This is a genomic window from Rhodococcus sp. ACPA1 (genome assembly GCF_002300195.1).
In the GTDB taxonomy this organism is placed as follows: Bacteria; Actinomycetota; Actinomycetes; order Mycobacteriales; family Mycobacteriaceae; genus Rhodococcus_F; species Rhodococcus_F opacus.
Genome location: NZ_NSDX01000002.1, coordinates 132,906 through 150,989 on the forward strand (window position 1 = coordinate 132,906; position 18,084 = coordinate 150,989).

General features: G+C 68.8%; 13 protein-coding genes. 7 read left to right on the forward strand and 6 right to left on the reverse strand.

Annotation, left to right across the window (positions count from 1 at the left end; translation table 11 throughout):
• The first annotated feature begins 91 nt into the window (after nt 1-91).
• On the forward strand, nt 92-2,041 hold the full coding sequence (gene dxs, locus CJ177_RS07230; protein ID WP_025432409.1) for a 1-deoxy-D-xylulose-5-phosphate synthase: 1,950 nt from the start codon (nt 92-94) through the stop codon (nt 2,039-2,041).
• A 69-nt stretch (nt 2,042-2,110) separates the two neighbouring features.
• Here dxs and CJ177_RS07235 read toward each other — a convergent pair whose 3' ends face one another.
• Together CJ177_RS07235 and CJ177_RS07240 are read right to left on the reverse strand one after the other, a co-directional pair.
• Nucleotides 2,111-3,508 carry a sugar porter family MFS transporter gene (locus tag CJ177_RS07235; protein ID WP_005240899.1) on the reverse strand — a complete coding sequence of 466 codons (1,398 nt, stop codon included), beginning with the start codon at nt 3,506-3,508 and terminating at the stop codon, nt 2,111-2,113.
• Between the two features lie 96 nt (nt 3,509-3,604).
• Entirely contained in the window at nt 3,605-4,621 is a 1,017-nt protein-coding gene (locus CJ177_RS07240) for an iron-siderophore ABC transporter substrate-binding protein (protein ID WP_005240901.1), read from the reverse strand.
• A 297-nt stretch (nt 4,622-4,918) separates the two neighbouring features.
• On the opposite strand from CJ177_RS07240, the gene CJ177_RS07245 reads away from it, so the two are divergent.
• The 6 genes from CJ177_RS07245 to CJ177_RS07270 are packed head-to-tail and all read left to right on the forward strand — an operon-like array spanning nt 4,919 to nt 11,698.
• Complete coding sequence (locus tag CJ177_RS07245) at nt 4,919-5,695, forward strand: GntR family transcriptional regulator (RefSeq protein ID WP_095867499.1); 777 nt, start codon at nt 4,919-4,921, stop codon at nt 5,693-5,695.
• Nucleotides 5,692-5,919, forward strand: coding sequence for a ferredoxin family protein (locus tag CJ177_RS07250; RefSeq protein WP_005240903.1), 228 nt, complete (start codon nt 5,692-5,694; stop codon nt 5,917-5,919). The genes CJ177_RS07245 and CJ177_RS07250 overlap by 4 nt, the downstream gene beginning before the upstream one ends.
• Nucleotides 5,920-5,935: 16 nt before the next feature.
• Nucleotides 5,936-7,366 (forward strand): ABC transporter substrate-binding protein, encoded by a 1,431-nt coding sequence (locus CJ177_RS07255; protein WP_005240904.1) that lies wholly within the window; start codon nt 5,936-5,938, stop codon nt 7,364-7,366.
• Nucleotides 7,363-8,223, forward strand: a complete 861-nt coding sequence (locus CJ177_RS07260; protein ID WP_061701304.1) for an ABC transporter permease — start codon at nt 7,363-7,365, stop codon at nt 8,221-8,223. Before CJ177_RS07255 ends, CJ177_RS07260 begins: the two co-directional genes overlap by 4 nt.
• Nucleotides 8,220-8,999: an ABC transporter ATP-binding protein gene (locus tag CJ177_RS07265; RefSeq protein ID WP_061043009.1), complete on the forward strand. Its 780-nt coding sequence runs from the start codon at nt 8,220-8,222 to the stop codon at nt 8,997-8,999. The genes CJ177_RS07260 and CJ177_RS07265 overlap by 4 nt, the downstream gene beginning before the upstream one ends.
• A complete protein-coding gene (locus tag CJ177_RS07270) occupies nt 8,999-11,698 on the forward strand; it encodes a fumarate reductase/succinate dehydrogenase flavoprotein subunit (protein ID WP_095867500.1) in 2,700 nt (899 codons plus the stop codon). Before CJ177_RS07265 ends, CJ177_RS07270 begins: the two co-directional genes overlap by 1 nt.
• A gap of 51 nt (nt 11,699-11,749) precedes the next feature.
• Here CJ177_RS07270 and CJ177_RS07275 read toward each other — a convergent pair whose 3' ends face one another.
• From CJ177_RS07275 to CJ177_RS07290, 4 genes are all read right to left on the reverse strand, one after another.
• Entirely contained in the window at nt 11,750-13,858 is a 2,109-nt protein-coding gene (locus tag CJ177_RS07275) for a 3-hydroxyacyl-CoA dehydrogenase NAD-binding domain-containing protein (protein ID WP_061701302.1), read from the reverse strand.
• Nucleotides 13,859-15,067 carry a thiolase family protein gene (locus tag CJ177_RS07280; protein WP_005240909.1) on the reverse strand — a complete coding sequence of 403 codons (1,209 nt, stop codon included), beginning with the start codon at nt 15,065-15,067 and terminating at the stop codon, nt 13,859-13,861.
• 149 nt (nt 15,068-15,216) lie between these two features.
• Nucleotides 15,217-16,506 (reverse strand): ribonuclease D, encoded by a 1,290-nt coding sequence (locus tag CJ177_RS07285; protein WP_005240910.1) that lies wholly within the window; start codon nt 16,504-16,506, stop codon nt 15,217-15,219.
• A gap of 49 nt (nt 16,507-16,555) precedes the next feature.
• Nucleotides 16,556-17,950 (reverse strand): wax ester/triacylglycerol synthase family O-acyltransferase, encoded by a 1,395-nt coding sequence (locus CJ177_RS07290; protein WP_061043013.1) that lies wholly within the window; start codon nt 17,948-17,950, stop codon nt 16,556-16,558.
• Nucleotides 17,951-18,084: the final 134 nt, after the last annotated feature.

Consider the following 18,084-nt stretch of genomic DNA (forward strand, 5'->3'; position numbering starts at 1 on the left):
GGCGGCTCCGTAGACTGGTTCCACTGTGACGTGACACGAAGCCACGGCAGAGGCACGCAAGGCGGCGTGCATCACGGAGGGAGCGATCTCGTTGGGTGTTCTTGCCCGTATCCAGACGCCTGACGATCTTCGTCAGCTGAATTCGGCGGAGATGAAGCAGCTCGCCGCGGAGATTCGTGAGTTCCTCGTGCAGAAGGTCGCGGCGACCGGTGGGCATCTCGGCCCCAACCTGGGCGTCGTCGAACTGACCCTCGCGTTGCACCGCATCTTCGAGTCGCCCGCCGACCCGATCATCTTCGACACGGGCCACCAGGCGTACGTCCACAAGATCCTCACCGGCCGCAAGGACGATTTCGACTCGCTCCGCAAGCAGGGTGGCCTGTCCGGGTACCCGTGCCGGGCGGAGAGCGACCACGACTGGGTCGAGTCCTCGCACGCATCGGCGTCGCTGTCGTACGCGGACGGCCTCGCGAAGGCCTTCGAGCTGACCGGTCAGGACCGCCACGTCGTGGCCGTCGTGGGTGACGGCGCGCTGACCGGAGGCATGTGCTGGGAGGCCCTGAACAACATCGCGGCAGGCAAGGACCGCTCGGTGGTCATCGTCGTCAACGACAACGGCCGCTCGTACGCGCCGACCATCGGTGGTCTCGCCGACCACCTCGCCGCCCTCCGCCTCCAGCCGGGATACGAGCGCATCCTCGACAGCGGCCGCCGGATGGTGAAGAAACTTCCGTGGGTGGGCCGAACCGCCTACTCGGTCCTGCACGGCATGAAGGCGGGTCTCAAGGACGCCGTGGCCCCGCAGGTGATGTTCACGGACCTCGGCATCAAGTACCTCGGGCCGGTCGACGGACACGACGAGGCCGCACTCGAATCCGCGCTGCGCCGCGCGAAGGCGTTCGGTGGCCCGGTCATCGTCCACGCCGTCACCCGCAAGGGCATGGGTTACGCGCCCGCCGAGAACCACGTGGCCGATCAGATGCACTCGACCGGCGTGATCGACCCGATCACGGGTAAGTCGACCGGGTCGGCGTCCGCCGACTGGACGTCGGTGTTCTCGGCCGAGCTGATCGATCAGGCGAGCCACCGGCAGGACATCGTGGCGATCACCGCGGCGATGGCGGGCCCGACCGGTCTCGCCGCGTTCGGCGAGAAGTATCCCGACCGGATGTTCGACGTCGGGATCGCCGAGCAGCACGCCGTGACGTCGGCGGCCGGCCTCGCCCTGGGGGGTCTGCACCCGGTGGTCGCGGTCTATTCGACGTTCCTCAACCGCGCGTTCGATCAGCTGCTGATGGACGTGGCGTTGCTGAAACTTCCCGTCACCCTCGTTCTCGACCGCGCGGGTATCACCGGCAACGACGGCGCCAGCCACAACGGCATGTGGGACATGTCGCTGCTCGGCATCGTCCCCGGTATGAAGGTCGCGGCTCCCCGCGACACCGCCACCCTGCGGGAGGAACTGGACGAAGCGCTGGCCGTCGACGACGGCCCGACCGCGCTCCGGTTCCCGAAGGGCACGGTCTGCGACGACGTCCCCGCGCTGAGCCGCGTGGACGGTGTCGTCGACATCCTTCGCGCCCCCTCCGGGCGGAACGACGTGCTCATCGTGTCGGTCGGCGCGTTCGCCGGTCTCGCGCTCGCCGCGGCGGAACGCCTGGAACAGCAGGGCATCTCGGCGACCGTCGTCGACCCGCGGTGGGTTCTGCCGGTCCCGGAGTCGCTGGTGAAGCTCGCCGAGGACTACACGATGGTCGTCACCGTCGAGGACAGCGGGCTGCACGGCGGTGTCGGTTCCACCGTGTCCGCCGCGCTGCGGTCGGCCGGGGTCGACGTCCCCTGTCGTGATCTCGGTGTTCCGCAACGGTTCCTCGACCACGCGTCGCGCGCGCAGATCCACGCCGAGCTGGGCCTCACCGCGCAGGACGTCGCCCGGCAGATCACCGGATGGTTCGCCGGCCTCGGGAACCTGCGCCCCGAGCAGCAGAACGGTGTCGTCGCCGACCTCGATGCGCAGCGCGCGGAGAAAAGCGGACAGTAGTACCGGGCGCCCCACACAGAAATCCGGCCGAATCGCACTGTGATTCGGCCGGATCCGTTCGTGCCTGGGTCAGGTGTGCATCTCCTCGAGCTCCATCCCCTTCGTCTCCCGGACCTTCGACCGGACGAAGAAGAAGGACAGCAACGCGAAGAACGCGAACAGTCCGTACAGGAACCACAGCCCCACCGAGCGGGTGAGAGGCGGGAACGACAGCGTGACCGTGAAGTTCGCGATCCAGTTCGCCGCCGTGCTGATGCCGAGTGCGTAGGCGCGCATGTTGTTGGGGAACATCTCGCCCAGCATCACCCACATGACCGGGCCCCAGGTGGAGGCGAAGAAGATCACGAACAGGTTGGCACCGATCAGCGCGACCGCCCCCCACGGGCTGGGGAGCACGACGTCGTCGCCGCTGCCCGTCGCCTGGGAGAAGGCGATTGCGGCCATGAGCAGGCTCACGAACATGCCGAGCGAGCCGACCATGAGCAGGATGCGCCTGCCGATCCGGTCGACGAACAGGATGGCGACGAACGTCATGCCCACATTGATGATCGCGGTGATCACCGACGTGGTGAACGACTCGTTCTCGGTGAAGCCCACCGACTTCCAGAGCGTGGTGGAGTAGTAGAAGATCGCGTTGATACCCACGAACTGCTGGAAGATGGCCATGAAGATGCCGACCCAGACGATCGGCTGCAGCCCGAACTTCGGGCCGCGAATATCGTCGAACGACGCCGTCGACTCGTGGCGGAGGGTCAGCCGGATCTCGGAGACGCGCTCCTGCGGGTCGACTTCGCCGGTGATGTTCGCGAGGATGTCGGCCGCTTCCTGATCGAGGTGCTTGCCGACCAGGTAGCGGGGTGACTCGGGGATCATCAGTGCGAGAATGCCGTACACGACCGCGGGGACCACACCGACGATGAACATCCAGCGCCAGGCCTCGAGGTTCAGCCACAACTCGTTGGAGGCGCCGCCCGCGGCGTTCTGCAGCACCGCGTCCGACAGCAGCGCGGCGAAGATGCCGAGTGTGATGGCCAACTGCTGCAGCGACGCCAACGCGCCGCGGTAGCGGGCCGGCGCGATCTCCGAGATGTATGTGGGCGCAATGACCGACGCGATACCGATGCCGAGACCGCCGAGGACGCGCCACAGCATCAGGTCGGGGACGCTGAACGCGAGACCCGCTCCGAGCGAGGACACGACGAACAGCACCGAACCGAGCAGCATCACTTTCTTGCGGCCCCAGCGGTCCGCGAGGCGACCCGCAAACCATGCGCCCACAGCACATCCGAGCAGAGCGATCGCCACGGCGAAGCCGGTGAAGAACGACCCCAGCTCGAAGTGGTCCTGGATGGAGTCGACGGCGCCGTTGATGACCGAGCTGTCGAAACCGAAGAGAAATCCACCGACCGCGGCGGCGACAGTGACGCCGATGACCTTCGCGGTGTGTCTTTCGGACATCTGCGTCATCGCATACCTGCTTTCGGCGAGCGTTCCTGATGCGGGCACAGCGGAAATTCGTGTCTCGGATTACGCTACGCCCGACACCGCCTGTCAGGCGGGAGTTCAGGCACCCGCTTTCTTCGCGGCCTCGCTCAGCTGAGGTGTCAGCTTGTCCAGAACCCACGGTGTCGCGAGAACGCTGGTCTGGCTGAGCCCCGAGATGATCTTCGTGTCCGACAGCGCGACCGCGGTTCCACGCCCGATGGCACCGAGATTCGCGTAGGCCGGGTTCGCGCCAACGGTGGTGTTCTCCGGGACGAACGCGACCACGACGTCGGCGTCCACATCGGAGATGTTCTCCACGGAGATGTCGGCGAAGAACTTGTCCGGATCATTGGCCGCAGCCAGCTTCTGCACGCCGGGTGACACGGTGAACCCGAGCTGGGTCAGCACCTGGACACGGGGATCGGAGGGCATGTAGACGTTGACCGTCGCGGCGTCGGTGTCGAAGTTGATCACCGAGATCGTCTTGCCGGCGAACTCGGGGTGTGCGGCGGCGGTCTGGGCGAGGGTGTCGTCGAGACCGGCCACCAGCTGCTCCGCCTCGGCGCTCTTGCCGAGTGCCTGTCCGACCAGCGTGGTCTGGTCCTGCCACGTGGTCTGCCACGCCTTGTCCGGGTACGCCACCGTGGGGGCGATCCCCGACAGCTTCTCGTACGTCGCCTGGTCGAATCCCTCGTACGGGGCGAGGACGACATCGGGCGCCAGCGAGGCGACGCCCTCGATGGGGGTGGACGTGGCGGTGTCGAGCAACGTGGTCCGGGACGGATCGAATCGGTCCTGCAGCCAGGGCATCACACCGTTCGCCTCGGCGCCGTACGTGTACTTCGGCATCCCGACCGGTGTCTCGCCGAGCGCGTAGACGACATCCTGGGCGTTCCATCCGAGCGTGACGATGCGTTCGGGCGCCGCGTCGAGGGTGGTCGATCCGAACGTGTTCTCGATCGTGACGGGGAACCCCTCACCGGACGTTGCCGTGCTGCCTCCGCTGTCGCCGGACGAGCACGCGGCGAGGAGGAGGGACGAACTGGCCACGGCGAGTGCGACGGCGAGCTGACGTCTGGCGGTGGGTGCGAACACGGCAACGACTCCTTCGGGACGAAAACAGAAGGTAAGCCTAACCTAGACTTGATCGCTCGACGGGCGGACGTCGCGACTTCGAATCACCCTGATTGAAACTTCCGGGCCCGGCCCGGCCTGGCGCATTCGCGGGTCGCCGCCGTGTTTCCGCTGGTGAGGCGTTCCGGTCCCGCCGCGGACCCGGCCGATTCGCGGGGTCGCCCCGAGCGGCCGTTCGCGGCGACTCCGGGCCCCGCCGACTGCCGTTAGCGTTTGTCTTCGTCCAGCTCACACGCACTATCGACGAAGGAAACCACGGTGGTGAATCCGACTCCCCTCCAGACGGCGTCGCGCAGTTCCCGCGCGGACCATGCGCGCAGATTCGCCGACCTGCTCCGTCAGCAGATCCACGCGGACTCCTTCGCCGAGCGCGGATTGCCGTCGGAATCGGAGTTGGCCGAAGAGTTCGGCGTGTCGCGCAATGCGGTACGCGACGGACTGGCGCTGCTGAAGCAGGAGGGGCTCATCGACCGGGCCCCGCGCGTGGGAACGCACGTGGCGCAGCGCAAGTACGACCACGGTCTCGACGCCCTGCTCGGGCTGAAGGAGACGCTCAAGGGGCACGGCGACGTCCGCAACGACGTCCGCGCCGCCCTGGAGATCAGCCCGCCGCCCGCCGTCGCCCGCCGCCTGCAGCTGGAGCCGGGCGAACCCGCCGTCTACATCGAGCGGGTGCGCTACCTCGGCGACCTGCCGCTCAGCCTGGACCTCACCTACCTCGTTCCCGACATCGGAGCCGAGATCCTCGGCCACGACCTCGAAACCAACGACGTGTTCGCGCTGATCGAGGAGGTGTGCGGCCAGCCCCTCGGCTCCGCCGATCTGGCGATCGAATCGGTGAACGCCGACGCGCATTCCGCCGCGAACCTCCAGACGCCCGACGGTGCGGCGCTCCTGTTGCTCGAACGCCTCACCCGGCTCGTCGACGGACGTCCCGTCGACCTCGAATACATCCGCATGCGCGGTGACCGAATCACCATGCGCAGCAGCCTCGTCCGCCGACCCGACATCACGAACTGGGAGCTCACCTCATGACCTTGGTCAATCAACGAGCCGACGTACCCGTCACCATCGACGAGTCGCTGTGCATCGAGGGCTGCACCCTGTGCGTCGAGATCTGCCCGCTCGATTCGCTGGCTATCAACCCGGAGAACGGCAAGGCCTTCATGCACGTCGACGAATGCTGGTACTGCGGGCCCTGCGCGGCTCGCTGCCCGACCGGCGCGGTCACCGTGAACATGCCGTACCTCCTCCGCTGAGCGAAAGACCACACAGATGAAGCGACGCTCTTCCACCTTCGCGATCGCCGCCGCGGCACTGACACTCGTGGCGACCAGTTGCTCCCTCGAACCCTCCGCCGACGACGGTGACGCGGTCACGCTCGTGATCGGGTACCAGTCCAAGACGATCAACACCGTCACCGCCGGAACGCTGCTGCGCGCACAGGGATACCTCGAACAGCGCCTGCAGGACGTGACCGAGCAGACCGGGACGAAGTACTCCGTCGAATGGCAGGACTACGACACCGGGGCGCCGATCACCGCCCAGATGGTGGCCGAGAAGATCGACATCGGATCGATGGGCGACTACCCCATGCTGATCAACGGCTCCCGCACCCAGGCGAACCCGCGCTCGAAGACGGAGATCGTCTCGGTCACCGGCTACAACCCCGAGGGCGCACTGAACATGGTGGTGGTGCCACCGAATTCACCTGCGACCACACTCGGCGACCTGGCCGGCAAGAAGGTGTCCGCGAGCGTCGGCTCCGCAGGCCACGGCACCCTCGTCCAGGCGCTCGACCGCGCCGGAATCGACCCGGGTACCGGCGTCGAAGTGCTCAACCAGCAGCCGCAGGTCGGATCCTCGGCCCTGGAATCCGGTCAGGTGGCGGCGCTGTCCCAGTTCGTGGCCTGGCCCGGACTTCTCGTCTTCCAGGACAAGGCCAAGCTGCTGTACGACGGCGCCGAACTCCGAACCCCGACCCTGCACGGTGTGGTGGCCCGTGAGGCGTACGCGGACGAACACCCCGAAGTTCTCGACGCGTTCCTCCGGGCGCAGCTCGACGCCACGCGGTTCGTCCAGACGCAACCGCTCGAGGCGTCGCGGATCGTTGCCGACGCGAGCGGCCTGCCGCAGGAGGTCGTGTACCTGTACAACGGCCCGGGCGGCACGTCGTTCGACACCACCCTCAAGCCCGGGCTGATCGATGCGCTGAAGAACGATGTGCCGTACCTGAAGTCGATCGGCGACTTCGCCGACCTCGACGTCGACGGTTTCGTGAACGACGCTCCGCTCCGGTCCGCGTTCGAGGCCGACGGGCAGGACTACGACGCCACGCTCGCGTCCACGGCCAACCCGACGTCGGTCACCGGCATCGATCCCGTGTGCGCGACCGCCCCGAGCGATCCGGCACTGGCCGGGGAGGTCTGGTTCGACGGCGCCACCGGGACGCAGCCGGCCGCGAACCCGACGTGCCTGCTCCGGGCGGTCAAGCAGGCCCGGGCCGAGGGACGCGCCGTGCGCGCCGCCTACGTTCCCGACGCCGAACTGGGCACCCGGTGGTTCGCGGACAAATCGGTGTGGGTGCGCGACGGCGACAACTTCCTGCCCTTCACCACCGGCGCCGCGGCAGACCGCTACCTGCGCGCGCATCCCACGGGTGGCGTGGTCACGTACGACCGCGCGGTCGAGGAGGTGCGGCAGTGACCACCCTGCAACAGTCCACGGTCCTGTTCGACACCGAAGCCGCTGCCGAAGAACATGATCCGGCATCGACGCGCCGGCGAACCTCGCCGTGGCGGTCACGCCTCGTACGAATCACGTCCGTGATCGCGGCAATCGTCGCGTGGCAGTTGCTGACCGCCAACGACGTGCGGGTGTGGCTGCGGTTCGACACGCTCCCCACCGTCACCGACGTCGTGTCCGCGTTCGGAACCCAGCTGCAGAGCGACCTGTTCTACCTCGACCTCGGGCAGTCGCTGATCCGCATCCTCAGCGGATTCGGACTCGCGACTGTGGTCGGTGTGGCCACCGGAATCGCCCTCGGCAGATCGGAACTGTTCGCCGACGTCCTCGGTCCGCTGACGGAACTCGCGCGGCCGATCCCCGCCATCGCGGTGGTACCCGTCGCGATCCTGCTGTTTCCCAGCGACGAGGCCGGCATCGTGTTCATCACGTTCGTTGCCGCGTTCTTCCCGATCATGGTGAGCACCCGGCATGCCGTCCGGGCCCTCCCGACGTTGTGGGAGGACTCGGTGCGCACGCTCGGCGGCGGACGCTGGGACGTGCTGTCCCGGGTGGTGCTGCCCGGAATCCTGCCCGGCGTGTTCGGTGGACTCTCGGTCGGAATCGGGGTGGCGTGGATCTGCGTGATCTCCGCCGAGATGATCTCCGGCAGGCTCGGTGTCGGGTACCGCACCTGGCAGGCGTACACGATCGTCGACTATCCCGGCGTCTTCGTCGGCATGATCACTATCGGCATCCTCGGATTCGCGACGTCCGGCGCAGTCGAACTGCTCGGCAGGCGCGTCACCCGCTGGCTGCCACGAGGGGAGCGCGCATGACCGCCACCGCAGTGCCGTCCGTGACCGCCGGCATGTCGCTGGTCCTCGACGACGTCACCCTGTCCTACACCGGGAACCCCGTCATCCGTTCGCTGTCGCTGACCGTGGTCCCCGGCGAGATCCTCGTGCTCACCGGGCCTTCGGGGTGCGGCAAGTCCACCGTGCTGCGCGCGTTGGCCGGCCTGCTGCCGCCCGATTCGGGCCGCGTCGTCGCCGACGGCGCGGCGGTGGAGTCGACGTCCCGGGACCGGGCCGTCGTCTTCCAGGACAACGCGCTCCTCCCGTGGCGCACGGTGCGCTCGAACATCGAGCTGGCCCTCGCGCTCCGCGGCGAACCCCGCAAGGGACGCCGTGAGACCGCCGATCGCTGGATCGCGGAGGTCGGTCTGACCGGGTTCGGCGACTTCCTGCCCAAGAACCTGTCCGGCGGCATGCGGCAACGAGTGCAGTTGGCGCGCGGCCTCGCCGGGGCTCCGCGGGCCGTGATGATGGACGAGCCGTTCGGCGCCCTCGACACGCAGACCCGCGGCGTCATGCAGCGACTGCTCGTCGACACGTGGAGTACTCACCCGACCACCGTGGTGTTCGTGACCCACGACGTGGACGAGGCGGTGCTGCTCGGTGATCGCGTCGCGGTGCTCGGCCGGGCCGGCGAGCCGCTGCGGGCGCTCGTCGACATCCCGCACCCCCGGGACCGCGACCACCTCGACCACCCCGACACCCGTGCCGCGCGCGCCGACGTGCTCGCCGCACTGAACCACACTTCGGAGACCTGATGGACATTCCCGACCTCGCCGACACCGTCCGTCTCGATTGCGACGTGCTCGTGATCGGTGGCGGCACCGCCGGCACGATGGCGGCACTGACCGCCGCCGAGAACGGCGCGAACGTGCTCCTGCTCGAGAAGGCGCACGTGCGCCATTCCGGCGCGCTCGCAATGGGAATGGACGGCGTCAACAACGCCGTCATCCCCGGCAAGGCCGAACCCGAGGACTACGTCGCCGAGATCACCAGAGCCAACGACGGGATCGTCAACCAGCGCACCGTGTACCAGACGGCGACCCGCGGTTTCGCGATGGTGCAGCGCCTCGAGAAGTACGGCGTGAAGTTCGAGAAGGACGAGTACGGCGAATACGCGGTCCGCCGGGTGCACCGCTCCGGCTCGTACGTGCTGCCGATGCCCGAGGGCAAGGACGTGAAGAAGGCTCTCTACCGGGTGCTGCGGCAGCGGAAGATGCGGGAGAAGATCCGCATCGAGAACCGCCTGATGCCCGTCCGGGTGCTGACGGAGAACGGCCGCGCCGTCGGGGCCGCGGCGCTGAACACCCGCACCGGTGAGTTCGTCGCGGTCGGGGCGAAGGCGGTGATCCTCGCGACCGGTCCGTGTGGCCGGCTCGGGCTCCCGGCATCGGGGTACCTCTACGGCACGTACGAGAACCCGACCAACGCCGGTGACGGCTACTCGATGGCCTATCACGCGGGAGCCGAACTGAGCGGCATCGAATGCTTCCAGATCAACCCGCTGATCAAGGACTACAACGGCCCGGCGTGCGCGTACGTCGCGAACCCGTTCGGCGGTTACCAGGTGAATGCCGAGGGGGAGAGGTTCGTCGACTCCGACTACTGGTCGGGGCAGATGATGAGCGAGGTCAAGAGCGAGATCGAATCCGCTCGCGGGCCCATCTATCTCAAGGTCAGCCACCTCCCGGAGGAAACCCTCGACACGCTCGAGTCGATCCTGCACACCACTGAACGCCCCACCCGCGGCACGTTCCACGCGAACCGCGGCCACGACTACCGCAGCCACGACATCGAGATGCACATCTCGGAGATCGGCTTGTGCAGCGGGCATTCCGCGTCCGGGGTGTGGGTGGACGAGCACGGCGCGACCACCGTCCCCGGCTTGTACGCGGCAGGCGACCTCGCCTGCGTCCCCCACAACTACATGATCGGCGCATTCGTGTACGGCGACCTCGCCGGATCGCACGCCACCGGCACCCTGCCCGACGTCGAGGCGCCGACCGCGCTGCCCGCAGAGCAGCTGGCCGCCGCGCACGAGCTGATCTACCGGCCGCTGCGCAACCCGGACGGGCCGCCGCAGCCGCAGGTCGAGTACAAGCTGCGCCGCTTCGTCAACGACTATGTCGCGCCGCCGAAGACGGCGACGAAGCTGTCGATCGCCGTCGAGACGTTCGAACGGATGGCAGGGGAGATCGCCGGGATGGGCGCGACCACCCCGCACGAACTGATGCGCTGCGCGGAGGTCACGTTCATCCGGGACTGCGCGGAAATGGCGTCCCGCAGCTCCCTCACCAGAACCGAAAGTCGCTGGGGGCTCTACCACGAACGGGCGGACCTCCCGGAGCAGCGGGACGACGAATGGGGATACCACCTGAATCTGCGGCGCGGCGAGAACGGCGACATGGAATTCCTCAAGCGCCCCGTCGAGCCGTACTTCGTGCCGGTGCCCGGACTCGATTCCCTTCCGCCGGTGGACCGGACGGTCGTACCCGTCGCGCAGCCGCCACTGGTCGGGGGGCGTGCCCCGGTGGAGGAGCGCTCGCGCATCGCCGCGCCGGTCCGGCAGGAGCCGTCGTCACCGGCCATCGTCGCGGTCCTCGGACTCGACGCGCCGAGCGTCGCCGAGCTTGCACCGTATCTGGGCGACGCCGACCCGCAGGTCCGCGTCACGGCACTCTCGGTGCTGACGGAAGGAACCCCCGACGGATTCGGGACGGCCCTCGTCGACGCCCTCGGCGACGGTGCGGTGACGGTGCGCCGCGCTGCCGCCGACGGCCTGCGCGAACTCGTCGAGGTGCTGCCGTCCGCCGACGGACTGGCCGACCACCTGGGGTCGGGTGACGCCGTGGTCCGGTCCGCCGTGGTCGACGTTCTGCGCGCGTTGCACGCCGGTTCGGCGGAGCAGTTCCTGACGGCGCTGTCCGACGGTGATCACCACGTCCGGATCGAAGCGGTGCGGGCGCTGGTGTCGCTGGACCGGTGGGAGTCGGTGGCGGCGGGCGCGCACGACGAGAACCGGGAAGTGCGGATCACCGTCGCGCACGGCCTGGCCACCATCGGGCTCGGCGGTGTCGACACCGTGCGCTCACTGGCCGGCGACCGCGATCCGCTGGTACGCGCCGCCGCGCTCACGGCGTTCGCGAGTCTGGGCTGCACCGGCGACGACGTGACCCTTGCGACGCCGGCGCTGCGGGAGTCGGCCTGGCAGATCCGGCAGGGCGCTGCGCGGGCACTCGCCGGAGCGGACCCCGAGGTCGCGGTGCCCGCGCTGGCGGACGCCCTGACGGATGCGCACCTCGATGTGCGCAAGGCCGCCGTCCTCGCACTCGGCCGGTGGCCGGGCGACCGCGCCGCCGTCGGCGCGCTCACCACTGCGCTCGAGGACACGGACGCCGACGTGCGGGCGTACGCCCGCCAGGCGCTCGCCGCCGCCGATCACGTCCCCGTGCCCTGAGCAGGTGAGTGGCAATGTGTGCCGGGGCACACATTGCCACTCACCTCCGGGTCAGACGCTCGCGACGCCCGGTGCCAGGAACCGCTTGCCGTTGACGGCCTCGGACGTGCCGGTGCGGTCCAGGTACGGCGTGATACCACCGTTCCAGAAGCCGAACCCGCCGCCCAGGATCAGGCAGAGGTCGATGTCCTCGGCCGCGGCGACGACACCCTCGTCGAGCATGATCTGGATCTCTTCGGCGAACGCGCGACGCGTGCGATCCAGAACCTCTTCGGACGTGGACGCCTTGTCGCCCTGCTTCCACAGTTCGGCGACCTCGGGGTCGACGACCTGCTTGCCGTCGGCGCCGTAGCTCCACACCGCCGACTTCTTGGCCTCGACCAGCGCCTCGAGTCCGGGGGAGTTGTGGAAGCGCTCGGGGTACGCCTCGGCGAGGGTCTCACCGGTGTGCAGCGCGACCGCAGGCCCGACGAGGGCCAGCAGGGTGAACGGGGTCATCGGCATGCCGAGTTCGGCGATGGCGTTGTCGGCCACCTCGAACGGGGTGCCCTCGTCGACCGCGTTCATGACCTCACCGAGGGTGCGGATCAGGAGTCGGTTGAAGACGAACCCGGGCAGGTCGGCGGAACCGACGGCCGACTTCTTGAGCGCCTTGGCGGTGGCGAATGCCGTTGCCAGCGTGGCGTCGTCGGTCTTCTCGCCCTTGATGACCTCGAGCAGGGGCAGCACGGCGACCGGGTTGAAGAAGTGGAAGCCGACCACCCGCTCGGGGTGCTTCAGGTCCGCGGCCATCTTGGTGATCGACAGCGAGGACGTGTTCGTCGCCAGGATGGTCTCGGGGGCGACGTGCTCCTCGAGTTCCGCGAAGATCTTCTTCTTTAGATCGAGGTTCTCGAACACGGCCTCGATCACGAAGTCGGTCTTCGCGAACGCGGCCTTGTCCAGCGAGCCGGACACGAGACCCTTGAGGCGGTTCGCCGCGTCCGGCGACAACCGGCCCTTGCCCTGCAGCTTGTCGATCTCGCCGTGGACGTAGCCGACACCCTTGTCGATGCGCTCCTGGTCGATGTCGGTGAGGATGACCGGCACCTTGAGCTGGCGGACGAACAGCATCGCGAGCTGGCTGGCCATCAATCCGGCACCGACGATGCCGACACCGGTCACCTTGCGGGCGAGGGACTTGTCCGGTGCGCCGGCGGGACGCTTGGCGCGCTTGTTCACCAGGTCGAACGCGTACAGGCCTGCGCGGAGCTCGTCCGCGAGCAGCAGATCGGCGAGCGCCTCGTCCTCGGCGGCGAAGCCCTTGTCGAGCGACGCGGGATCGGTGAGATCGGTGGTCCGGGCCAGCTCGAGGAGCTCGACGGCCTTGACCGGTCCGGGGGCGTTGTTCTTGGTCTTGCCCTCGACGACGGCCTTCGCGCGGGCGATCGCGTCGTCCCAGCCCTTGCCCCGGTCGATCTCGGGACGCGTGGGGGTGATCTCGCCGGCCAGGACCTGCGCGGCCCAGGCGAACGACTGCTCGAGGAAGTCGGCCGAACCGAACACCGCGTCGACGACGCCGAGTTCGAGGGCCTTCTTCGGGGTGAGCGTCTTGTTCTGGTTCAGCGCGTTCTCGAGGACGACGGTGACCGCGTTCGAGGGGCCGATGAGGTTGGGCAGCAACTGCGTTCCGCCCCAGCCCGGCACCAGTCCGAGGAACGTCTCGGGCAGACCCAGGGCGCCCGCGCTCTCGGATGCGGTGCGGTAGTGGCTGTGCAGCGCGACCTCGAGTCCGCCGCCGAGTGCGACGCCGTTGACGAACGCGAACGTCGGCACGGACGATTCGCGCAGCCGGCGGAACACCTTGTGGCCGAGCCGGCCGAGTTCGAGCGCCTGGTCACGGTTCGTGATGCTCGGAACACCCTTGAGGTCCGCGCCGGCGGCGAAGATGAAGGGCTTGCCGGTGATCGCGATCGCGACGGGATGGGCCGCGAACGCCTCGTCCAGTGCGGCGTCGAGCGCCTTCAGGCCGCCCGGGCCGAACGACGAAGGCTTGGTGTGGTCGAAACCGTTGTCGAGGGTGATCAGCGCGACCGGGCCCTCGATGCCGGGTACGGCGACGATCTTGGTGTACGCGTTGGTCACGACCTCGTCGGCGAATGCCGTTGCAATGTCGGTCATCTACTTGGCTCCATCGAAGTTCGGGTTCTCCCAGATCACGGTTCCGCCCATGCCCAGACCGATGCACATGGTGGTCAGGCCGTAACGGACGTCGGGGCGCTGGGCGAATTGGCGGGACAGCTGGGTCATCAGGCGGACACCGGAGGACGCGAGGGGGTGGCCGCACGCGATGGCGCCGCCCCACTGGTTGACGCGCGGATCGTCGTCGGCGATGCCGTAGTGCTCGAGGAACGCGAGGACCTGGACGGCGAAGGCCTCGTTGATCTCGAACAGACCGATGTCCTCGATCTTCAGGCCGGTGCGGGCAAGCAGCTTCTCGGTGGCCGGCACCGGGCCGATGCCCATGACTGCGGGGTCGACGCCCTGGAACGCGAATCCGACCATGCGCATGCCGATCGGCAGTCCGAGTTCGAGCGCGGTGTCCTCACCGGCGAGGAGGGCGGCGGTCGCACCGTCGTTCAGACCGGCCGCGTTACCCGCGGTGATCCGACCCGCGGGACGGAACGGCGTCTTCAGCTTGCCGAGGTCCTCGAGCGTGGTGCCCGGACGCGGCGGCTCGTCCTCGGTGGCCAGCCCCCAGCCGGCGGCGGAGCGGGTGGCGACGGGCACGAGGGTGTCGGCGATGAAGCCGGCCTTGCGGGCGGCCTCGTACTTGTTCTGGCTCGCGACGGCGTACGCGTCGGTGCGGTCCTTGGTGATGGTCGGGAACCGGTCGTGCAGGTTCTCGGCCGTGTTGCCCATGACGAGCGCGCTGGGGTCGACGAGGCGATCGGCGAGGAACCGGGGGTTCGGGTCTGCGCCCTCGCCCATCGGGTGACGGCCCATGTGCTCGACGCCGCCGGCGATCACCACGTCGTACTGGCCGAAGCCGATGCCCGACGCGGTGGTGGTGACGGACGTCATGGCACCGGCACACATGCGGTCGATGGCGAAACCGGGGACGGTCTCGGGAAGTCCGGCCAGGATCGCGGAGGTGCGGCCGATGGTGAGACCCTGATCGCCCGTCTGCGTGGTCGCGGCGATGGCGACCTCGTCGATGCGCGCGGGGTCGAGCTGCGGATTACGGCGAAGCAGCTCGCGGATGGTCTTGACGACGAGGTCGTCCGCGCGGGTCTCCGCGTAGATGCCCTTGGGGCCGGCCTTGCCGAACGGAGTGCGGATGCCGTCGACGAACACGACGTTGCGTTGAGTTGTGGTGGATGGAGCCACGCGAATTCCTCCTGATGGAGCAGTTTGGTTCCGGATCACGGCCAGGCGTCCGGCCTCCAGACCAGCGTACCCCTATCGTTACTCGCGGGTAACTTAATGGGTACCTCATCGGGAATTCACGCGCTCACCCCGCGTGTCGGTGCTGTCGGTCAGGTGCCGCCGGAGCCCTTCTGCTCGGCGGCGGAGAGCAGTGCGCTCGCCAGCGCGGGCACGGTCAGCGTCCGCTGCCAGGGGCGGGCACCGCCCGCGTCGAGCACCCGGTCGATCGCCGTCTCGACCTCGCCGTCCTCGGGGGCCGACCAGTCCCAGCACAACCTGCGGACGAGTTCCGGGGTCACCAGGTTCTCCACCGGCACCGACACCTCCGCGCCGAGGGCGGCCAGCGCGGCGCGGGCAGCCGTCAGCCGTTCGGCGGCCTCGGGGTCGTGTCGCGCCCACCGGCTCGCCGGCGGCGGTCCCGTGAACGGCGGGGTCTTCGGAGGAAGTGCGGTGTCCGGCAGTGCCCGGGCATCCTCGAGCGCCTGCAGCCAGATCCGGGAGTGCCGCCGCTGGCGGGGACCGCCGAACACGGGCAGCGCCCGGAGCGCCTCGATGCTCCGGGGGTCCTTGGTCGCCGCGTCGATGATCGCCGAATCCGGCAGGACCCGGCTGGGGGAGACGTCCCGTTTGCGGGCGAGGTCCTCGCGGGCCTGCCACAGGGAGCGTGCCGCGGCGAGTTGCCGCTGCGTCTTCAGCGACGTGATGTGCGACGTCCGCCGCCAGCGGTCGGCCTTGGGCTTCGGTGGCCCCGCGAGCCGGATGTGCTCGAACTCCTGTGCAGCCCACCCGCTCTTGCCCTGCTCGTCGAGTTCCGCGGCCATCACGTTCCGCAACTCGACCAGAACCTCGACGTCGAGGGCTGCGTAGTTCAGCCAGGAATCGGGCAGCGGCCGCTTCGACCAGTCGGCGGCGCCGTGGCCCTTCCGGAGTTCGAGGCCCAGCGTCCGCTCGACGATCGCGGCGAGACCGACCCGTTCGAACCCGGCGAGGCGCCCCGCCAGTTCGGTGTCGAACAGGGTCGCCGGCGCCAGACCGATCTCCGCGAGCCCCGGCAGATCCTGGTCGGCGGAGTGCAGGATCCACTCCAGCGGATTGATCACCTCCGCCAGCGGGGCGAGATCGGCGGCGGTGGGGATCGGGTCGAGGAGCACCGTGCCCGCACCCTCCCGGCGCAGCTGCACGAGATACGCCCGCGCCGAATAGCGGAAGCCGGACGCCCGCTCGGCGTCGACCGCCAGCGGCCCGGTGCCCTCGCTCAGCGCGGCCGCGGCCTTCGCGACACCCTCCGCCGTGGTCACGACGTCGGGCACGCCGTCCCGGGGTGCGAGCAGGGGAACGATCTGCCGGCCGGGCTCTTCGGCGGGGCCGGGTGACGAGGCGTCGTCGGTGACTTCGGACATGACAGCTGACTCTACGTCGCTTCGGGATTCCCGCAGCGCACCGGCGGGTTCACGTCCGGTTCCCCGCGGCCGCGACGAGCTCGTCCAACGCCGCGGGAAACGCGTCGACGAGGTCCCAGAGGTGGGGTGCCAGTTCCGGGCAGCTCATCAGGCCGACGTCGAGCTGACCGTTCAGTGACATCACCGTCACGTTGAGCCCGGCGCCGTGGAAGATCGGTCCCAGCGGATACATCGCCTTGATCAGCGCGCCCAGGAAGTACAGCGGGACCGACGGTCCGGGCACGTTGGAGATGACCAGGTTGTGGACCACCGGATGCCGCTCCGCCAGGCCGAGGGTCGAGTAGAGGCGCATGGCGGTGCCGAACACAGCCTGCCCGGCGAACTGGGACCAATCCTGCAGCAGGCTCGCGCCGAGGGTTTCGTTGTGTTCCTTCGAGGTCGAGTTGTGTTCGCCGATCGCCAGCAGGCGTTCGGCCGGATCCTCGATCTGGGTGCCGAGCTGGGTGAACATGCCCGACACCTGGTTGGTGCCCGGGCGGTCCGACTTTCCGTGTACCGACACCGGGACGATGGCGACGAGCGACTTGTCGGGCAGCTCCCGGCGGTGCTGCAGGTACTTCCGCAGCGCGCCCGAGCACAGCGCGAGCACCACGTCGTTGACCTTGACGTCGAACGCGTCCTTGACCGTCTTGACCTTCTCGAGGTCGAGCTGGGTGAACGCGAGATTGCGGTGACTGGTCAACGTGCCGTTCAGGGACGTGCGCGGCGCGGTGAACGGTGCGGGCATCGCCTCGCCGCGGCGGGCCCGGCCGATCCAGCGGGGTAGCAGAGTCAGGCTCTGCGGGACGATCCTGAGGAGTTTCGCGGGCCGGGACGCGACCGCGAGCAGCCCGCCCACGGCGATGTCGAGTGTGCTCGCCTGCCCCGCGCTCTCGGCGGAGTCGTCGGGGTCTGGGCGTGGTGCGTCCGGTTCGAGGCCGCACAGCTGGGCCATCATGTTGGCGCCGGTGATGCCGTCGACCCCGGCGTGGTGCATCTTCGACATCACGGCGACGGAACCGTCCTCGAGGCCCTCGATCACCCACATCTCCCACAGCGGCCGGGCACGGTCGAGGGGAATGCCTGCGATGTCGCCGCACAGCTCGGCCAGCTCGTCGCGGCCGCCGGGAGCGGGGAGCGCGACACGATGGCAGTGCCGGTCGATGTCGAAGTCGGTGTCCTCGACCCACACGGGGTGGTCGAGGTTGAACTTCGAGTCCTGCAGCTTGCGCCGGAACGAGGGAATCGCCTCGGTGCGCGCGCCGAGCTCCGCCTTGAGCTGGGCGAACGTGTAGCCGCCCGGAACCGTCGAGACGTCGAGGATGATGACTCCGCAGACGTGGAGGAGTTGCGTCGACGTTTCGAGATAGAGGAAGGACGCGTCGAGACCGCTGAGTCGCTGCATGGTCCGATACTAGAACACGTTCTAGAAGTAGGTCCATCGAATCATGGAACTGCGAGGTCGACGGCGCCCGGCCCCGGGTGATGGCCCACCGCCTCGTTCTCGATCCGGCGCCCGCGGGCCGGGGCGGGCAACCG